Origin of the sequence: Enterobacter cloacae complex sp. FDA-CDC-AR_0164 (assembly GCF_003071645.1) — a bacterium.
Taxonomy (GTDB): domain Bacteria; phylum Pseudomonadota; class Gammaproteobacteria; order Enterobacterales; family Enterobacteriaceae; genus Enterobacter; species Enterobacter ludwigii.
The window spans coordinates 616,093-634,683 of record NZ_CP028950.1 but is presented as its reverse complement, the minus strand read 5'-3'; the positions used below and the strand labels follow the sequence as shown (position 1 = coordinate 634,683).

Below are 18,591 nucleotides of genomic sequence, written 5' to 3'. Positions count from 1 at the left end.
TGGGACAGGTTCCAGACAAATCAACGTATTAGATAGATAAGGAATACCCCCATGTCAGAACGTCTCCAAAATGACGTGGATCCGATCGAAACTCGCGACTGGCTACAGGCGATCGAATCGGTCATCCGTGAAGAAGGTGTTGAGCGTGCTCAGTATCTGATTGATCAGCTGCTTTCTGAAGCCCGCAAAGGCGGTGTGAAGGTTGCTTCAGGTGCAGGGGCTAGCAACTACGTAAACACGATTGCCGTTGAAGACGAACCGGAATACCCGGGCAATCTGGATCTGGAACGCCGTATCCGTTCTGCAATCCGCTGGAACGCCATCATGACCGTTCTGCGCGCGTCCAAGAAAGACCTGGAGCTGGGTGGCCACATGGCGTCCTTCCAGTCTTCTGCGACCGTTTACGAAGTGTGTTTCAACCACTTCTTCCGTGCAGCTAACGAGAAAGACGGCGGCGATCTGGTGTACTTCCAGGGCCACATCTCTCCGGGCATCTATGCACGTGCATTCCTGGAAGGTCGTCTGACTGAAGAGCAGATGAACAACTTCCGTCAGGAAGTTCACGGTAAAGGTCTGTCTTCTTACCCACACCCTAAACTGATGCCAGAATTCTGGCAGTTCCCGACAGTATCCATGGGTCTGGGCCCAATCGGTGCTATCTATCAGGCTAAATTCCTGAAATATCTGGAACACCGTGGTCTGAAAGACACCTCTGAACAGACCGTCTACGCCTTCCTGGGCGATGGCGAGATGGATGAGCCAGAATCGAAAGGCGCAATCACCATTGCGACCCGTGAGAAACTGGACAACCTGTGCTTCATCATCAACTGTAACCTGCAGCGTCTGGATGGTCCGGTAACCGGTAACGGCAAGATCATCAACGAACTGGAAGGCATCTTCGCAGGTGCTGGCTGGAACGTGATCAAAGTGATGTGGGGTTCCCGTTGGGACGAACTGCTGCGTAAAGACACCAGCGGTAAACTGATCCAGCTGATGAACGAAACCGTTGACGGTGACTACCAGACCTTCAAATCCAAAGACGGTGCCTACGTTCGTGAGCACTTCTTCGGTAAATATCCTGAAACCGCAGCACTGGTTGCAGACTGGACTGACGAACAGATCTGGGCTCTGAACCGTGGCGGCCACGATCCGAAGAAAATTTACGCTGCACTGAAAAAAGCGCGTGAAACCAAAGGTAAAGCGACTGTAATCCTGGCCCATACCATCAAAGGTTACGGCATGGGTGATACCGCAGAAGGTAAAAACATCGCTCACCAGGTTAAGAAAATGAACATGGACGGCGTGCGTTATATCCGCGACCGTTTCAACGTTCCAGTGACCGATGAGCAGGTAGAAAACCTGTCTTACATCACCTTCCCTGAAGGTTCTGAAGAGCATAAGTACCTGCACGAACGTCGTCAGGCGCTGAAAGGCTACCTGCCAGCTCGTCAGCCTAACTTCACCGAGAAGCTGGAACTGCCAGCGCTGGAAGATTTCTCTCAGCTGCTGGAAGAGCAGAACAAAGAGATCTCTACCACTATCGCTTTCGTTCGTGCCCTGAACGTGATGCTGAAGAACAAGTCGATCAAAGATCGTCTGGTTCCAATCATTGCCGACGAAGCGCGTACTTTCGGTATGGAAGGTCTGTTCCGTCAGATCGGTATTTACAGCCCGAACGGCCAGCAGTACACCCCGCAGGACCGTGAGCAGGTTGCTTACTACAAAGAAGACGAGAAAGGTCAGATCCTGCAGGAAGGTATCAACGAGCTGGGCGCAGGCGCATCCTGGCTGGCTGCTGCGACCTCTTACAGCACCAACAACCTGCCGATGATCCCGTTCTACATTTACTACTCCATGTTCGGGTTCCAGCGTATCGGTGACCTGTGCTGGCAGGCAGGCGACCAGCAGGCTCGTGGCTTCCTGATCGGTGGTACTTCTGGTCGTACGACCCTGAACGGTGAAGGTCTGCAGCACGAAGATGGTCACAGCCATATTCAGTCTCTGACTATCCCTAACTGTATCTCTTACGACCCGTCTTACGCGTACGAAGTGGCAGTCATCATGCATGACGGTCTGCAGCGCATGTACGGTGAAGCGCAAGAGAACATTTACTACTACATCACCACGCTGAACGAAAACTACCACATGCCGGCCATGCCAGCAGGTGCCGAGGAAGGTATCCGTAAAGGTATCTACAAACTCGAAACCGTTGCAGGTAGCAAAGGTAAAGTTCAGCTGCTGGGCTCCGGTTCTATCCTGCGTCACGTACGTGAAGCGGCACAGATCCTGGCGAACGACTACGGCGTTGGCTCTGACGTGTACAGCGTAACGTCCTTCACTGAACTGGCGCGTGATGGCCAGGATTGTGAGCGCTGGAACATGCTGCACCCAATGGAAACGCCACGCGTTCCATACATCGCTCAGGTGATGAACGACGCGCCTGCGGTTGCGTCTACTGACTATATGAAACTGTTCGCTGAGCAGGTTCGTACTTACGTACCGGCTGATGATTACCGCGTACTGGGTACTGACGGCTTCGGTCGTTCTGACAGCCGCGAAAACCTGCGTCACCACTTCGAAGTGGATGCATCTTACGTGGTTGTAGCAGCACTGGGCGAACTGGCTAAACGTGGCGAAATCGATAAGAAAGTGGTTGCGGACGCAATCACCAAATTCAACATCGATGCAGATAAAGTTAACCCGCGTCTGGCGTAAGAGGTAAAAGAAGAATGGCTATCGAAATCAAAGTACCGGACATCGGGGCTGATGAAGTTGAAATCACCGAGATCCTGGTCAAAGTGGGCGACAAAGTTGAAGCTGAACAGTCGCTGATCACTGTAGAAGGCGATAAAGCCTCTATGGAAGTTCCGTCTCCTCAGGCTGGCATCGTTAAAGAGATCAAAGTCTCTGTTGGCGATAAAACCGAGACTGGCAAACTGATCATGATTTTCGATTCCGCCGACGGTGCAGCAGCTGCTGCACCTGCGCAGGAAGAGAAGAAAGAAGCTGCTCCTGCGGCCGCTGCACCAGCAGCCGCTGCGGCAAAAGAAGTCAACGTGCCTGACATCGGCGGTGACGAAGTTGAAGTCACTGAAATCCTAGTGAAAGTGGGCGATACCGTTACGGCTGAGCAGTCCCTGATCACCGTAGAAGGCGACAAAGCCTCTATGGAAGTGCCGGCGCCATTCGCGGGTACGGTTAAAGAGATCAAGATCAACACCGGTGACAAAGTTTCTACCGGCTCTCTGATCATGATCTTCGAAGTGGCAGGTGCTGCACCTGCTGCCGCGCCTGCTCAGGCTGCTGCGCCAGCGCCGGCCGCTGCACCTGCTGCTGGCGGTGCGAAAGATGTCAACGTACCTGACATCGGTGGTGACGAAGTTGAAGTCACCGAAGTGATGGTAAAAGTGGGCGACAAAGTTGCTGCTGAACAGTCACTGATCACCGTTGAAGGCGACAAAGCGTCTATGGAAGTACCCGCGCCATTCGCGGGTACCGTTAAAGAGATCAAAATCAGCACCGGCGACAAAGTGTCTACGGGCTCTCTGATCATGGTCTTCGAAGTGGAAGGCGCTGCGCCAGCTGCCGCTGCTGCACCAGCTCCTGCCGCTGCACCGGCTCAGGCGGCTAAACCTGCTGCTGCCCCTGCTGCAAAAGCAGAAGGTAAATCTGAGTTCGCTGAGAACGACGCTTACGTTCACGCTACGCCACTGATTCGTCGCCTGGCGCGCGAATTCGGTGTAAACCTGGCGAAAGTGAAAGGGACTGGCCGTAAAGGTCGTATCCTGCGCGAAGACGTTCAGGCCTATGTGAAAGACGCGGTGAAACGCGCTGAAGCTGCCCCTGCTGCTGCAGCTGGCGGCGGTATCCCGGGCATGCTGCCATGGCCGAAAGTGGACTTCAGCAAGTTCGGTGAAATCGAAGAAGTGGAACTGGGTCGTATCCAGAAAATCTCTGGTGCCAACCTGAGCCGTAACTGGGTGATGATCCCGCACGTTACGCACTTCGACAAAACGGATATCACCGATCTGGAAGCGTTCCGTAAACAGCAGAATGCCGAAGCTGAGAAGCGTAAACTGGACGTGAAATTCACCCCAGTCGTCTTCATCATGAAAGCCGTTGCTGCGGCGCTTGAGCAGATGCCACGCTTCAACAGCTCCCTGTCCGAAGATGGCCAGAAGCTGACGCTGAAGAAATACATCAACATCGGTGTTGCGGTTGATACGCCAAATGGTCTGGTTGTTCCGGTCTTTAAAGACGTGAACAAGAAGAGCATCACTGAGCTGTCCCGTGAACTGACCACCATCTCCAAAAAAGCGCGTGATGGTAAGCTGACTGCCGGCGAAATGCAGGGCGGCTGCTTCACTATCTCCAGCATCGGCGGCCTGGGTACTACCCACTTCGCACCGATTGTTAACGCGCCGGAAGTGGCTATCCTCGGTGTGTCCAAGTCCGCGATGGAACCGGTATGGAATGGCAAAGAGTTCGTGCCGCGTCTGATGATGCCAATCTCTCTGTCCTTCGACCACCGCGTGATCGACGGTGCTGATGGTGCGCGTTTCATCACCATCATCAACAACACCCTGAGCGACATTCGCCGCCTGGTGATGTAATCGAAAAGCCGGCCAGTCGGCCGGCTTTTTTCTGTTAATCTCATGTGGTCTGTGAGGTTATTGGCGAAAAGCGACAATTCGTGAGCCGTTTGTTGTTTCAAAATTGTTAACAATTTTGTAAACTGCGGGCGGATAGAACGTCCCGGTGGATGAAGGGCGACAAGTACCTGGACCGCCGGAAATCAATAAGAGGTCATGATGAGTACTGAAATCAAAACTCAGGTCGTGGTACTTGGGGCAGGCCCGGCGGGTTACTCTGCTGCCTTCCGTTGCGCTGATTTAGGTCTGGAAACCGTAATCGTAGAACGCTACAACACCCTCGGTGGTGTTTGCCTGAACGTAGGCTGTATCCCTTCTAAAGCTCTGCTGCACGTTGCGAAAGTTATCGAAGAAGCCAAAGCACTGGCTGAACACGGTATCGTCTTCGGCGAGCCGAAAACCGATATCGACAAAATTCGTACCTGGAAAGAGAAAGTTATCACTCAGCTGACCGGTGGTCTGGCAGGTATGGCCAAAGGCCGTAAAGTGAAAGTGGTAAACGGTCTGGGTAAATTCACCGGCGCGAACACCCTGGAAGTGGAAGGCGAAAACGGCAAAACCGTTATCAACTTCGACAACGCGATCATCGCTGCGGGCTCCCGTCCAATTCAGCTGCCATTCATTCCACATGAAGATCCACGCGTGTGGGATTCCACCGATGCGCTGGAGCTGAAATCCGTACCTAAGCGTATGCTGGTTATGGGTGGCGGTATCATCGGTCTGGAAATGGGTACCGTGTACCATGCGCTGGGTTCAGAGATCGACGTGGTTGAAATGTTCGACCAGGTTATCCCGGCTGCCGATAAAGACATCGTTAAAGTCTTCACCAAACGTATCAGCAAGAAATTCAACCTGATGCTGGAAACCAAAGTGACTGCCGTTGAAGCGAAAGAAGACGGTATTTACGTTTCCATGGAAGGCAAAAAAGCCCCTGCCGAACCACAGCGTTACGACGCCGTGCTGGTGGCTATCGGCCGTGTGCCGAACGGTAAAAACCTCGACGCGGGCAAAGCAGGCGTGGAAGTGGACGACCGTGGCTTCATCCGCGTTGACAAACAGCTGCGCACCAACGTGCCGCACATCTTTGCTATCGGCGATATCGTCGGTCAGCCAATGCTGGCGCACAAAGGTGTTCACGAAGGTCACGTTGCCGCTGAAGTTATCGCCGGCATGAAACACTACTTCGATCCGAAAGTGATCCCATCTATCGCTTACACCGAGCCAGAAGTGGCATGGGTAGGTCTGACTGAGAAAGAAGCGAAAGAGAAAGGCATCAGCTACGAAACCGCCACCTTCCCGTGGGCTGCTTCTGGCCGTGCTATCGCTTCCGACTGCGCAGATGGTATGACCAAACTGATCTTCGACAAAGAGACTCACCGTGTGATCGGTGGTGCGATTGTCGGTACCAACGGCGGCGAGCTGCTGGGTGAAATCGGTCTGGCTATCGAAATGGGTTGTGACGCTGAAGACATCGCGCTGACCATCCACGCTCACCCGACTCTGCACGAGTCTGTTGGCCTGGCGGCAGAAGTGTTCGAAGGTAGCATCACCGACCTGCCTAACGCGAAAGCGAAGAAGAAATAAGTTTCTTCATGATTGCGAAACGCCTCCTCCGGAGGCGTTTTTTTTTGCCTGCGTTATGGGGCGACCGGTTGCCAGGTGTGATCCAGGTGATAAGCAGGTAACGCCTGCGCTTTCTTCTCTGACTCGCTACCGAGGTCCGACTGATACACCTTGTCGGTCTGGTTTATTACAAAGCTCATCACGCCCGTCTGACCGTAGCTGACTGGCCAGGCCACCATGGCAAAACCGTTTTTATCCGGCAGGATGCGAAAACGGTAGCCGTGATAGCCAGTGCCGGGTTCTTTCGGGCTGAAGGCCGGACCGAGTGGGCTGGGGGCTTCGCCGGGCGAGGCCGGCCAGTATAAGCCGTCTTTTTTGCCGGCTGAGCTGACAATCTTCTGCGCATATTTCTGGTTCAGCGCAAAATAGCTTTGCTGTGCATCCACATACGCGTGCAGCGCCTCGATGGCGGCGAGCTCGTTGCGGCCAATCTCGCGGGTCAGGATCTCTTCAGCCCCTTCTTTGATATCAAATTGCCAGCCAGAGGCGGTTTTGATCACCGGAATCGGTAGCTGCCAGTCGCTGTCACCGACCACAAGATGTGCCTTATTCCCGTCAACGACCGTATTGTGGCGAACTTTCCAGTCGCGCAGGAAGCGATCCACGGCATCAGGATCCACCCCTTCCGGCGGCAGAAAATCACGCCAGTTCTCACCGAGCAGGGTGTTCATCGCACTTTCATTTTGCTCACTGATGGCGCTGGCCAGCGCATCGGTTGCCTGGTCTGGCGTGCTGAAAGATTGCTGCGCCATTGCGGCGGCCGACAGCATGAATAACGCGATCCCACTGAGTAATTTGCTTTTCATGTCGGCTTCCTTAACGGTGACGGAATTCACGGTGTTCAGCACGCCCGGTAGACGTCTGGCGCGGTTGCTGATGGCGGGCAGCCTGTTGCCGGCTCTGGGCACCTCGCTGCTGCTGGGCTTGCCAGTTGGCGGAACGACTGTCGTTACCGCTGAGCGCATTGGCGCGCGGCTGGCTACTCCGCGCAGGCTGCGAAACCCGTTTCTCTTGCCTTTGGGGGGTGGTCGGGCGGCTGTCTCGCGTCTTAGCGGCTGTCCGCTGTGCCGTTTGCGGTTTGGTGTCGTAGCCCCGGTAGTTGTTGCGCTGGGAAATTTGCTTCAGCTGGGCGGTTGACGCCTGACGCTGTGCATCTTTGGTGCCCGGACGCGCGGTCTGCGGGAAGGTTTTTCCCGTTGATTTCTCCATCTGGCTCAGCGCAGCCTGCCGTTGGCTGTCCCGGTTGACCGGTTTTTGCTGCGTCGCGCTTAGCCCCGTTGCCGTGTTCGTTGAGTGGAAGCGATTGTTGAGCGTGTTAGTGGGATAGGGCACTCCTTCACGATAGGCCGGGTTATGCTGCCAGGTGCGGTTGGCGTCCGTCAGGCGCTGGCCGCTGATTTTATTAAAGTTCTCAACGTTGATATTGATGTTGTTATCACCGTTGCGGTTATAGCCGCCGTGATGATCCCAGTCGTCATCATGGTGGTGATCCCAGTCATCGTCATCATCCCAGTCGATGTTGCTGAAAATAGCGTAGGTGGTCGCCACGCCCAGGCTGAACCCTAAGCCTTTGACCAGACTGTCCGTAAACTGCTCTCCCGGAGAGGGCGGTAAATAGACGGGCGGATAAGCGGTGTTCGGCCAGGTGCCATACACGGTATTCGGGTTGTAGGTGGGAACGTAAACCACCTGCGGGTCGGCAGACTCAATTTTAATGACCGTCGGGGCTGACGTCGTGGCGGTGCTTGTTGTCTGGCCGGTGGCCGTTTTCGCCGGGGCCGGTTTTGTCTCGGTGGTGACCGTTTGCTGCGGTGTTGATTGCAATGCACCGGTTTGCTGCGCCAGCAAACGCAGACGTTGCACGGAATCCATCACATCTTTCGGCTGCGCGAGAAACGCGTCGCCCAGGCTCTGCACCCAGGGTGGATTTTCGCCCATCAGGGACATCAGCTGAGGAAACGCCACCAGTGATTTCACGCTCGGATCCCAGGGTTGATTCGCCACGGCCTGAATGGCGGCATCACCCTGCAGTTTAGGGTTGTCTTTTGACCACTGTGCCGCCTGGATGACGTTGGCCGGGTAAGTCGAAGCCATCAAAATTTGCGATAGCAGGGCATCCGGGTAGAGCGCGATGGGGGCGACCCACTGATCAATTTGCGCGGCCGTGTAGGCTGGCGCGGCGACCGGTGCTGGCTGAACGGCAGGGGCGGCAGGCGGCGCAGCCGGTTGTTGTGCGACGGGGGCAGGAGCCACAGGCTCCGTTGCGCGGCTTTTAACGAACATGACGCCTGAGGCGGCAAACAGCCCGACACTGCACAGAAGGACAAGCAGTTGTGGCTTAAAGGGCAACTTCATAAAATGACTCCAACGAGACAAGCGCTGTGCCGTGAGGCGTTACGGTTGGCGTGAGTATCAATCACCCGTCTTTTACTGTTTTGACTTTTGTGGGGAATCATCCGGTACGTCCGGATAAAGAGTGTGAGTATTTATTACACAATTATATCGGATGGCTGAAATGCCGCCGGAATATTCAGAAGGTCGCACTCACGGTTTTTGCAGTCAGAATTCGTTGCACCTGCCCGCTACACCATGCTTAACGATTCAGCAAATTTTTTAATGTTGCTTTTTTGTAAACGGATTAACACTGTGCAGAAATCCTGCTATGCTGCCCGACGCGGTATCGGGCATTTACCCTACAAACTGCTGTCTCACAGGAGCGTGAAGAGAACGCCCGCCGCATATGACAATGAGAGCGAGGAGAACCGTCGTGCTAGAAGAATACCGTAAGCACGTAGCAGAACGTGCCGCCGAGGGAATTGTACCCAAACCTTTAGATGCAACCCAAATGGCCGCGCTCGTCGAGCTGCTGAAGAACCCGCCTAAGGGCGAAGAAGAATTCCTGTTAGATCTGTTGATCAACCGTGTACCGCCTGGCGTAGATGAAGCTGCCTACGTAAAAGCCGGATTCCTTGCCGCCGTCGCCAAAGGCGAAGCAACCTCCCCACTGGTTACTCCTGAAAAAGCTATTGAACTGCTCGGTACCATGCAGGGTGGCTACAACATTCATCCGCTGATTGACGCACTGGATAACGACACGCTGGCACCGATTGCCGCCAAAGCGCTCTCCTCAACGCTGCTGATGTTCGATAACTTCTACGATGTGGAAGAAAAAGCCAAAGCCGGCAACGCCTACGCGAAACAGGTTATGCAATCCTGGGCCGATGCCGAATGGTTCCTGAACCGTCCTGCACTGGCTGAAAAAATCACCGTTACCGTCTTCAAAGTGACCGGTGAAACTAACACCGATGACCTCTCTCCGGCACCGGATGCGTGGTCTCGTCCTGATATTCCTCTGCACGCGCTGGCGATGCTGAAAAACGCCCGTGAAGGTATTGAGCCGGATCAGCCGGGCAGCGTTGGCCCGATCAAACAGATCGAAGCTCTGCAGGAAAAAGGTTTCCCGCTGGCATACGTCGGTGACGTAGTGGGTACCGGTTCGTCCCGTAAGTCCGCGACCAACTCCGTACTGTGGTTCATGGGCGATGACATCCCTCATGTGCCTAACAAACGTGGCGGCGGCCTGGTGCTGGGCGGCAAAATTGCGCCAATCTTCTTCAACACCATGGAAGATGCGGGCGCACTGCCGATCGAAGTGGATGTCTCTAACCTGAATATGGGCGACGTGATTGACGTTTACCCGTTCAAAGGTGAAGTGCGCAACCACGAAACCAACGAACTGCTGGCGAGTTTTGAGCTGAAAACCGACGTGCTGATTGACGAAGTGCGTGCCGGTGGCCGTATTCCGCTGATCATCGGTCGTGGCCTGACGACCAAAGCGCGTGAAGCGCTGGGTCTGCCGCACAGCGACGTGTTCCGTCATGCGAAAGATGTGGCGGAAAGCAATCGTGGTTACTCCCTGGCGCAGAAAATGGTGGGTCGCGCCTGCGGCGTCGCCGGTGTCCGTCCTGGCGCGTACTGCGAACCGAAGATGACCTCTGTGGGGTCTCAGGACACCACTGGCCCAATGACCCGTGATGAACTGAAAGACCTGGCGTGCCTGGGCTTCTCTTCTGACCTGGTGATGCAGAGCTTCTGTCACACTGCCGCGTATCCGAAGCCGGTTGACGTGACCACGCACCACACGCTGCCTGACTTCATCATGAACCGTGGCGGTGTGTCGCTGCGTCCGGGTGACGGTGTTATTCACTCCTGGCTGAACCGTATGCTGCTGCCTGATACCGTCGGTACCGGTGGTGATTCCCATACCCGTTTCCCAATCGGTATCTCCTTCCCGGCGGGCTCGGGGCTGGTGGCGTTTGCTGCTGCGACCGGCGTGATGCCGCTGGATATGCCAGAATCGGTTCTGGTGCGCTTCAAAGGCAAAATGCAGCCGGGTATCACCCTGCGTGACCTCGTGCATGCTATCCCTCTGTATGCCATCAAACAGGGTCTGCTGACCGTTGAGAAGAAAGGGAAGAAAAACATCTTCTCTGGCCGTATTCTGGAAATTGAAGGTCTGCCGGATCTGAAAGTCGAGCAGGCATTCGAACTGACCGATGCGTCCGCGGAGCGTTCTGCTGCTGGCTGTACCATCAAGCTGAACAAAGAACCGATTATTGAGTATCTGACCTCTAACATCGTGCTGCTGAAGTGGATGATTGCAGAAGGCTACGGCGACCGTCGTACGCTGGAGCGCCGTATCCAGGGCATGGAAAAATGGCTGGCGGATCCACAGCTGCTGGAAGCCGATGCTGACGCAGAATACGCGGCAGTGATCGACATCGATCTGGCGGATATCAAAGAGCCGATCCTGTGTGCACCAAACGATCCGGACGATGCGCGTCTGCTTTCAGACGTTCAGGGCGACAAGATCGACGAAGTGTTCATCGGATCCTGTATGACCAACATCGGCCACTTCCGTGCTGCCGGTAAGCTGCTGGATACTCACAAAGGCCAGCTGCCAACGCGTCTGTGGGTGGCTCCGCCAACCCGTATGGATGCGGCTCAGCTGACCGAAGAGGGCTACTACAGCGTGTTCGGTAAGAGCGGTGCGCGTATCGAAATTCCTGGCTGTTCCCTGTGTATGGGTAACCAGGCGCGCGTGGCTGACGGTGCGACGGTGGTTTCCACCTCTACCCGTAACTTCCCGAACCGTTTAGGTACCGGTGCTAACGTCTACCTGGCCTCTGCGGAGCTGGCGGCGGTTGCGGCACTGATTGGTAAACTGCCAACGCCGGAAGAGTACCAGACCTTTGTGGCTCAGGTGGATAAGACGGCGGTAGATACCTATCGCTATCTGAACTTCGACCAGCTCTCTCAGTACACCGAGAAGGCTGACGGGGTTATCTTCCAGACGGCAGTATAAACAGCTAAACCGTCTCCGCGGAGGCGGTTTTGTGTTTGCACCCTCTCCTGTGGAGAGGGACAGGGTGAGGGCAACAGACCGCAAGGTCTTGCTCTCACCTTTTTATTTTCATTCCTCCTGCCTCCCACGCTTTTTTTCTTCCTCTCTGCTGCGATAATTAGCGTAATGGCTTTGCAGAGGAAAATACTATGGATTACGAATTTCTGCGCGACATCACTGGAGTGGTGAAAGTGCGTATGTCGATGGGCCACGAAGCTGTTGGACACTGGTTCAACGAAGAGGTGAAAGAGAATCTCGCCCTTCTGGACGAAGTTGAACAGGCGGCAAATACGGTGAAAGGCAGTGAACGCTCCTGGCAACGTGCCGGGCACGAATACACGCTGTGGATGGATGGCGAAGAGGTGATGGTGCGTGCCAACCAGCTTGAATTCTCCGGTGATGAGATGGAAGAGGGGATGAGCTACTACGATGAAGAGAGTCTGTCGCTGTGCGGCGTAGAAGACTTTTTGCAAGTCGTGACGGCGTACCGGGCGTTCATGAAACAGAAATAGCACACCGGAGCGTCCTTGCTCCCAGCGCGGCTTACACGGTCGGAATATTGCGGCCGTAGTAGATTTCGCGCATCTCTTTCCAGAGCAGGTCAGTAATGGCCTTGCGCTCTTCTTCGCTTAAATCTTCTGGTCGGGTATGGAACATGTAGTGCTTAAGGTCGAACTCCTTAAGTAACATCTTGGTATGGAAGATATTTTCCTGATACACGTTCACATCCATCATGTCATACAGCGACTTCATGTCGTCGGACATAAAGTTCTGAATGGAATTGATCTCGTGATCGATAAAGTGCTTCATGCCGTTAATGTCACGGGTAAAGCCTCGCACGCGATAATCAATCGTCACGATATCGGATTCCAGCTGGTGGATTAAATAGTTCAGCGCGTTCAGCGGGGAGATCACACCGCAGGTCGACACTTCGATATCGGCACGGAAGGTACACAGCCCGCCTTCAGGATGGCTTTCCGGGTAGGTGTGCACGCAGATGTGGCTTTTATCGAGATGGGCGACGACCACTTCCGGCAGCGGGCCCGGATGTTCTGTTTTATCGATAAGTTGAGGGTCGACCGGCTCTTCGCTGACCAGAATCGTGACGCTGGCACCCTGAGGTTCATAATCCTGACGGGCGATATTCAGGATATTCGCGCCGATAATCGAACAGGTTTCTGACAGGATCTCGGTCAGGCGGTTGGCATTGTAGAGTTCATCGATATAGGCGATGTAACCATCGCGTTCTTCCGCTGTTTTGGCATAGCAGATATCGTAAATACAAAAACTCAGGCTTTTGGTCAGGTTGTTAAAGCCATGCAGTTTAAGCTTTTTCAATTAGCTCACCCCCTTAGTGGATAATGCGTCTTGCAGGTACTGCGGTAAGGCAAACGCTGCGGTATGAACTGCCGGATTGTAGTAACGGCACGTAAGACCGGCCTGGTGGAAGCGGGCCTGAATAATTTCGGTGGAGAGATGGCGCAGTACGTCGTTATCCGTCGCCCAGGCAAAGGTCATGATCCCGCCGTAGTACGTCGGAATAGCGGCCTGATAGAAGCTGACATCGCCAAAATAGGTGCTCAGCTTGCGGTGGCTGTCGAGTGCTTCATCCTGCTGCAGGAAGCAGACGCCGTTTTGTGCCACGAAAATCCCGCCCGGCTTCAGACAGCGCTTGCAGCCTTCGTAGAAATCGGAGGTAAACAGCGACGCGCCGGGACCGATCGGGTCGGTACAGTCGGAGATAATAACGTCGAAGGTCTGGGTCGTCTGATTAACGAAGTTAACCCCATCATCAATGACCAGACTGAAGCGCGGATCGTCATAGCTACCGGCGTTATGGTTCGGCAGGTACTGACGACAGAAAGAGACCACGCCGGCATCAATTTCCACCATCGTAATGGTTTCGATGGATTGATGGCGGGAGACTTCACGCAGCATTGCGCCATCACCACCACCGATAATCAGAACATGCTTCGCATGCCCGTGTGCCAGCAGCGGAACGTGGGTCATCATCTCGTGGTAGATAAACTCGTCGCGCTCGGTCGTTTGCACGACACCATCCAGCGCCATCACGCGGCCAAAGGCGGCATTCTCGAAGATGATCAGATCCTGGTGATCGGTTTTCTCATGATAGAGCACGTTATCAACGGCAAAGTACTGACCAAACTGGTCATGCAGTGTTTCATGCCACAACGTGTGGTCGGCCATACGCGGACTCCTCCTTTGTTAACATCCGTTACGCTCACAAAAAATGAGCGAAACATGATAGCTAACTATAACCGTGGTTGCACGGCTATAGGCTCAACAAGGGGGCGTCGGGAAGGTTATTTCACGTAGGCGAGCAGGCTGAGTGAATCGCGAGCCAGCGCTTTGCATTTTTTGGCGGTAGGGATACCAATACCGCTTAAATCGCGGTAGCTGTCTTCGCCGAGCGCCTTCATGTCGAAGCTATCGTAGTTGCTGAGATCCCATTGGTTTTGCTGGGCAAAAAAGACCAGTGCGCGACGAATCTGCCCGTTGGGCAAATTCTGGTAACCACAATCGTTTTTCAGAAAGACAAAAACTGCCGTCAGATCGGCCATATCTTCCGCTTCATTTTCACTCAGCGCGTAACTGTTCGCACACATCGCCATCAGGCTACCGAACAAAATTGTTCTGAAAAACGTCTTCATTGCTTCTACCACTGCATCACGGAAAATTAACGTTAGCATACTTGATGCCAGGCCGACGATCTTTATTATTGCCGCTTTACTTGACCTTCCGGTAAGGGGAGGGTTTATGCTCAAAAGATCGCCTGCTGGAAATAAGGAAATGAACATGCAACGCCGTGATTTTTTAAAATATTCCGTTGCGCTTGGCGTAGCCAGCGCTTTACCGCTGTGGAGCCGCGCGGCTTTTGCGGCCGACAGACCTGCCTTACCGATCCCTGATTTACTCACCGCGGATGCCCGTAGCCGCATCCAGCTTGTTGTCCAGTCCGGTAAAACGACCTTTGGCGCACACAGCGCGACAACGTGGGGTTATAACGGCAATCTTCTCGGCCCGGCACTTCAGTTACGTAAAGGGAAAGCGGTGACGGTGGATATCCATAACACGCTGGCTGAGGAGACCACGTTGCACTGGCACGGACTGGAAGTGCCGGGCGAGGTGGATGGGGGGCCGCAGGGCATCATAAAACCGGGCGGTAAGCGAAGCGTGACTTTTACCCCGGACCAGCGCGCCGCGACCTGCTGGTTCCACCCCCATCAGCATGGCAAAACGGGCCATCAGGTGGCGATGGGGCTGGCGGGGCTGGTGCTGATTGAAGATGACGAAAGCCGTTTGCTGCGCCTGCCCAAACAGTGGGGCATCGATGATGTGCCGGTCATTGTGCAGGACAAAAAATTCACCGCTGACGGGCAAATTGATTACCAGCTGGACGTCATGAGCGCGGCGGTAGGCTGGTTTGGCGACACCCTGCTGACCAACGGTGCCATTTACCCGCAGCATGCGGCACCGAAAGGCTGGCTGCGCTTACGCCTGCTCAACGGCTGTAACGCCCGCTCACTGAATTTCGCCACCAGCGATAAACGCCCTCTGTACGTGGTCGCAAGCGACGGGGGGCTGCTGCCTGAACCGGTGAAGGTGGATACGCTACCGATGCTGATGGGGGAACGTTTTGAGGTGCTGGTGGATATCAGCGACGGCAAACCGTTTGACCTGGTCACGCTACCGGTCAGTCAGATGGGAATGGCGGTTGCACCCTTTGATAAGCCGCACCCGGTGCTGCAGATCCAGCCGCTACAGGTCACGGCCTCGGGCATGCTGCCGGATACCCTGACCACGCTGCCGGCGCTACCTTCTCTCGAGGGCCTGACCCAACGCAAGCTGCAACTGTCCATGAACCCGATGCTCGACATGATGGGCATGCAGGCACTGATGGCGAAATATGGCAATCAGGCGATGGCGGGTATGCACCACGGAGAGATGATGGGCCATATGAATATGGACCACGGTAAAATGGGCGGTATGGGGCACGGTGGCCATGATTTCGATTTCCACAATGCCAACATGATCAACGGCAAAGCGTTCGACATGAACACGCCAATGTTTGCTGCCACAAAAGGGCAGTTTGAACGCTGGGTGATTTCAGGCGAAGGCGACATGATGCTGCATCCGTTCCATATTCACGGTACCCAGTTCCGCATCCTTTCTGAAAACGGTAACGCGCCACAGGCGCACCGCGCGGGATGGAAAGACACCGTCAGGGTTGAAGGTGGCGTCAGTGAGGTGCTGGTGAAATTTGACCACGAGGCACCGAAGGCGTTTGCCTATATGGCGCACTGCCATCTGCTGGAGCATGAAGATACGGGCATGATGCTGGGGTTCACGGTTTAATATCGTGTGCCCTGATGCCCAGACCCCGGTCCAGAGGGGATAAGCAATAAAAACGGCAACCGAAGTTGCCGTTTTTTTTACCGTTGGCGGTGTTAGTTATTTAGCGTCGTCGGGTAAAGCATAAGCCACAATGTAGTCGCCCATCTTCGTACCAAACGAACCGTGACCACCCGCAGAGATGACAACGTACTGCTTGCCATTCACTTCATAGGTCATCGGCGTTGCCTGTCCACCTGCTGGCAGACGGCCTTGCCACAGTTTTTCACCGTTGGTCATGTTGTACGCGCGCAGGTAGTTATCGGCGGTTGCCGCGATGAACAGCACGTTACCGGCGGTAGAAATTGGACCACCCAGCATTGGCATACCCATATTGAACGGGACAGGAACCGGCATCGGGAACGGCATGCTGTCCTGAGGCGTACCAATACGTTTTTTCCAGACGATCTGGTTAGTTTTCAGATCCAGGCCGGAGATATAACCCCAGGCAGGCTGTTTACACGGCAGACCAAACGGCGACAGGAACGGGTTCAGCGTGACACCGTATGGCACGCCATACTGCGGCTGAATACCCGCTTCAGTACCGCTGCCTTTAGCATCTTTAGGCTGCTCCATTGGGTTGCCTGGACCGCGTGGAATAAGCTTAGAGACAAACGGCAGGGCCATCGGGTTGGCAATCGCCACCTGACGGTTAGGGTCAACGGAGATCCCACCCCATTCGAACATGCCCAGGTTACCCGGGAAGACCAGCGTGCCCTGCTCAGAAGGTGGCGTGAAGATACCTTCATAGCGCAGCTGATGGAACATCACGCGGCACACCAGCTGGTCAAACATTGTGGCACCCCACATGTCTGCACCGCTGAGATCTTTCTTCGGACGGAAGCTCAGGTCAGAGAACGGCTGTGTTTTGGTGACATAGTCGCCTTTGGCAGCGCCCTGCGGAACGGGTTTTTCGGGTGCCGGGACAACCAGCTTACCGTTGCTGCGATCCAGTACAAAGATGTTGCCCGTTTTCGCGGGTGCATAAATCACCGGAACGGTTTTGCCGTTAACGGTAATGTCGGCCAGCGTCGGCTGGGACGGCATGTCCATATCCCACAGGTCGTGGTGAACAGTCTGGTAGCTCCAGGCCAGTTTACCGGTGGTCGCGTTCAGCGCCACGATAGAGCTGGCATAACGCTCTTGCTCAGGCGTACGGTTACCTCCCCAGATGTCTGGCGTGGTGACGCCCATCGGCAGGTAGACCAGGTCCAGCTTCGCGTCATACGCCGCCGGTGCCCAGGAGTTAGGTGAGTTAAAGGTAAAGGTGTGTTCGTCCGATGGGATCGCGTTTGGATCTTTCGCGCCCGGGTCGAAGGCCCACAGCAGTTTACCGGTGTTCACGTCAAAACCACGGATAACGCCAGAGGTTTCGCGGGTGGAGAAGTTATCGGTTACCGAGCCGGCAATCACGATAGTTTTATCGGTGATGATCGGCGGTGAGGTTGGCTCATACAGACCCGGCGTGGTGTCCGGCATGTTGGTCTGCAGATTCAGGATACCTTTGTTGGCAAAGGTCTCACACAGCTTACCGGTTTCGGCATTGATCGCGAACAGGCGGCCATCGTTTACCGGCAGCATGATGCGGCGAGGACAGTCGGCAATGACTTCAGGGCTCGCATTATCAGCACGCGCTTCGTGGTAAGAGACGCCACGGCAGGTGATGTGCTGGAACGACGGGTTGGAGTTCAGCTGTGGATCGAAGTGCCATTTCTCTTTACCGGTGGCCGCGTCAAGCGCGAACAGACGCTGGTGCGCGGTGCACAGATAAAGCATGTTACCGACTTTAATCGGCGTCACTTCGTTGGTCAGTTCACCCGGATCGTTTGGCATCTTCAGGTCGCCGGTACGGAATACCCAGGCTTCCTTCAGGTTCTTAACGTTGTCCGCGTTGATCTGCTTGAGCGGGGAGTAGCGCTGACCTTCCTGATTACGGCCATAAGCTGGCCAGTCGCCATCCGCGACCTGCGAGATAGCCGCAGCTGGGGTGGATTCGGCATTCAGCGTACCGTTAATCTCCTGCGGGTCGTTAAAACCGGCCCAGGTGAGAATGCCGCCGCTGATCAGCAGGGCAACCACCAGCGCCGCAACGGCACCGCTTGAAGGAACAATCAGGCGACGCCACACGAACGGCAGGATCAGCCAGATACCAAAGAAGACCAGGATGTCACTGCGCGGCGTCAGTGCCCAGAAGTCGAAACCGACTTCCCAGACGCCCCAGATCATGGTTGCGAGGAGTAATGCAGCATAAAGCCATAGCGCGGATTGTTTTCTACGCCACAACAGGACGGTTACGCCAAGCATAACCAGACCCGCAATAGGGTAGTACCAGGAGCCGCCAATTGCGGCCAGCCAGACGCCACCGATTAACAGATACAGGCCGCAAAAGGCGGCGAATAGCGCTGTTAATGTCACCAGTAGACGTGGCTGTTGAGTTTTTATTTCAGCCATAGAAAGTGTACTCGTCAGTTTTGTTAATTATTTGCTAGCAACTAATTA

At 54.9% G+C, this 18,591-nt stretch carries 12 protein-coding genes; 6 read left to right on the top strand and 6 right to left on the bottom strand.

Annotated elements, in window-relative coordinates:
- The first annotated feature begins 51 nt into the window (after positions 1-51).
- The 3 genes from aceE (at position 52) to lpdA (ending at position 6,236) form a co-directional block, all read left to right on the top strand.
- Positions 52-2,715, top strand: coding sequence for a pyruvate dehydrogenase (acetyl-transferring), homodimeric type (aceE, locus tag AM410_RS03110; protein ID WP_014168653.1), 2,664 nt, complete (start codon positions 52-54; stop codon positions 2,713-2,715).
- Between the two features lie 14 nt (positions 2,716-2,729).
- Entirely contained in the window at positions 2,730-4,613 is a 1,884-nt protein-coding gene (aceF, locus tag AM410_RS03105) for a pyruvate dehydrogenase complex dihydrolipoyllysine-residue acetyltransferase (RefSeq protein ID WP_050737497.1), read from the top strand.
- A 198-nt stretch (positions 4,614-4,811) separates the two neighbouring features.
- A complete protein-coding gene (gene lpdA / locus AM410_RS03100; RefSeq protein WP_020882589.1) occupies positions 4,812-6,236 on the top strand; it encodes a dihydrolipoyl dehydrogenase in 1,425 nt (474 codons plus the stop codon).
- A gap of 53 nt (positions 6,237-6,289) precedes the next feature.
- Here lpdA and AM410_RS03095 read toward each other — a convergent pair whose 3' ends face one another.
- A complete protein-coding gene (locus AM410_RS03095; RefSeq protein WP_020882590.1) occupies positions 6,290-7,081 on the bottom strand; it encodes a DUF2950 family protein in 792 nt (263 codons plus the stop codon).
- Between the two features lie 10 nt (positions 7,082-7,091).
- Positions 7,092-8,630 (bottom strand): DUF3300 domain-containing protein, encoded by a 1,539-nt coding sequence (locus tag AM410_RS03090; protein WP_073397178.1) that lies wholly within the window; start codon positions 8,628-8,630, stop codon positions 7,092-7,094.
- Positions 8,631-9,042: 412 nt separating this feature from the next.
- Here AM410_RS03090 and acnB point away from each other — a divergent pair, with 412 nt between their 5' ends.
- Positions 9,043-11,640, top strand: coding sequence for a bifunctional aconitate hydratase 2/2-methylisocitrate dehydratase (gene acnB, locus AM410_RS03075; protein ID WP_020882592.1), 2,598 nt, complete (start codon positions 9,043-9,045; stop codon positions 11,638-11,640).
- Positions 11,641-11,828: 188 nt separating this feature from the next.
- Complete coding sequence (yacL, locus tag AM410_RS03070; protein WP_014168659.1) at positions 11,829-12,191, top strand: protein YacL; 363 nt, start codon at positions 11,829-11,831, stop codon at positions 12,189-12,191.
- A 31-nt stretch (positions 12,192-12,222) separates the two neighbouring features.
- Here the strand turns inward: yacL and speD are convergent, their stop codons facing one another.
- The 3 genes from speD to AM410_RS03055 form a co-directional block, all read right to left on the bottom strand.
- Positions 12,223-13,017 (bottom strand): adenosylmethionine decarboxylase, encoded by a 795-nt coding sequence (speD, locus tag AM410_RS03065; RefSeq protein WP_014168660.1) that lies wholly within the window; start codon positions 13,015-13,017, stop codon positions 12,223-12,225.
- Entirely contained in the window at positions 13,018-13,887 is an 870-nt protein-coding gene (gene speE, locus AM410_RS03060; RefSeq protein WP_014168661.1) for a polyamine aminopropyltransferase, read from the bottom strand.
- Positions 13,888-14,003: 116 nt separating this feature from the next.
- On the bottom strand, positions 14,004-14,351 hold the full coding sequence (locus tag AM410_RS03055) for a YacC family pilotin-like protein (protein ID WP_014882582.1): 348 nt from the start codon (positions 14,349-14,351) through the stop codon (positions 14,004-14,006).
- A 145-nt stretch (positions 14,352-14,496) separates the two neighbouring features.
- Here AM410_RS03055 and cueO point away from each other — a divergent pair, with 145 nt between their 5' ends.
- Positions 14,497-16,056, top strand: a complete 1,560-nt coding sequence (gene cueO / locus AM410_RS03050) for a multicopper oxidase CueO (RefSeq protein ID WP_032679633.1) — start codon at positions 14,497-14,499, stop codon at positions 16,054-16,056.
- Between the two features lie 96 nt (positions 16,057-16,152).
- Here the strand turns inward: cueO and AM410_RS03045 are convergent, their stop codons facing one another.
- Positions 16,153-18,543, bottom strand: coding sequence for a glucose/quinate/shikimate family membrane-bound PQQ-dependent dehydrogenase (locus AM410_RS03045; RefSeq protein WP_020882595.1), 2,391 nt, complete (start codon positions 18,541-18,543; stop codon positions 16,153-16,155).
- Positions 18,544-18,591: the final 48 nt, after the last annotated feature.

Excerpts from the sequence above, each read along its gene's own strand:
- AM410_RS03045 (WP_020882595.1), bottom strand. The coding sequence starts at position 18,543 with ATGGCTGAAATAAAAACTCAACAGCCACGTCTACTGGTGACATTAACA.
- AM410_RS03090 (WP_073397178.1), bottom strand. The coding sequence starts at position 8,630 with ATGAAGTTGCCCTTTAAGCCACAACTGCTTGTCCTTCTGTGCAGTGTC.
- speE (WP_014168661.1), bottom strand. The coding sequence starts at position 13,887 with ATGGCCGACCACACGTTGTGGCATGAAACACTGCATGACCAGTTTGGT.
- aceE (WP_014168653.1), top strand. The coding sequence starts at position 52 with ATGTCAGAACGTCTCCAAAATGACGTGGATCCGATCGAAACTCGCGAC.
- cueO (WP_032679633.1), top strand. The coding sequence starts at position 14,497 with ATGCAACGCCGTGATTTTTTAAAATATTCCGTTGCGCTTGGCGTAGCC.
- AM410_RS03095 (WP_020882590.1), bottom strand. The coding sequence starts at position 7,081 with ATGAAAAGCAAATTACTCAGTGGGATCGCGTTATTCATGCTGTCGGCC.
- lpdA (WP_020882589.1), top strand. The coding sequence starts at position 4,812 with ATGAGTACTGAAATCAAAACTCAGGTCGTGGTACTTGGGGCAGGCCCG.
- AM410_RS03055 (WP_014882582.1), bottom strand. The coding sequence starts at position 14,351 with ATGAAGACGTTTTTCAGAACAATTTTGTTCGGTAGCCTGATGGCGATG.
- aceF (WP_050737497.1), top strand. The coding sequence starts at position 2,730 with ATGGCTATCGAAATCAAAGTACCGGACATCGGGGCTGATGAAGTTGAA.
- yacL (WP_014168659.1), top strand. The coding sequence starts at position 11,829 with ATGGATTACGAATTTCTGCGCGACATCACTGGAGTGGTGAAAGTGCGT.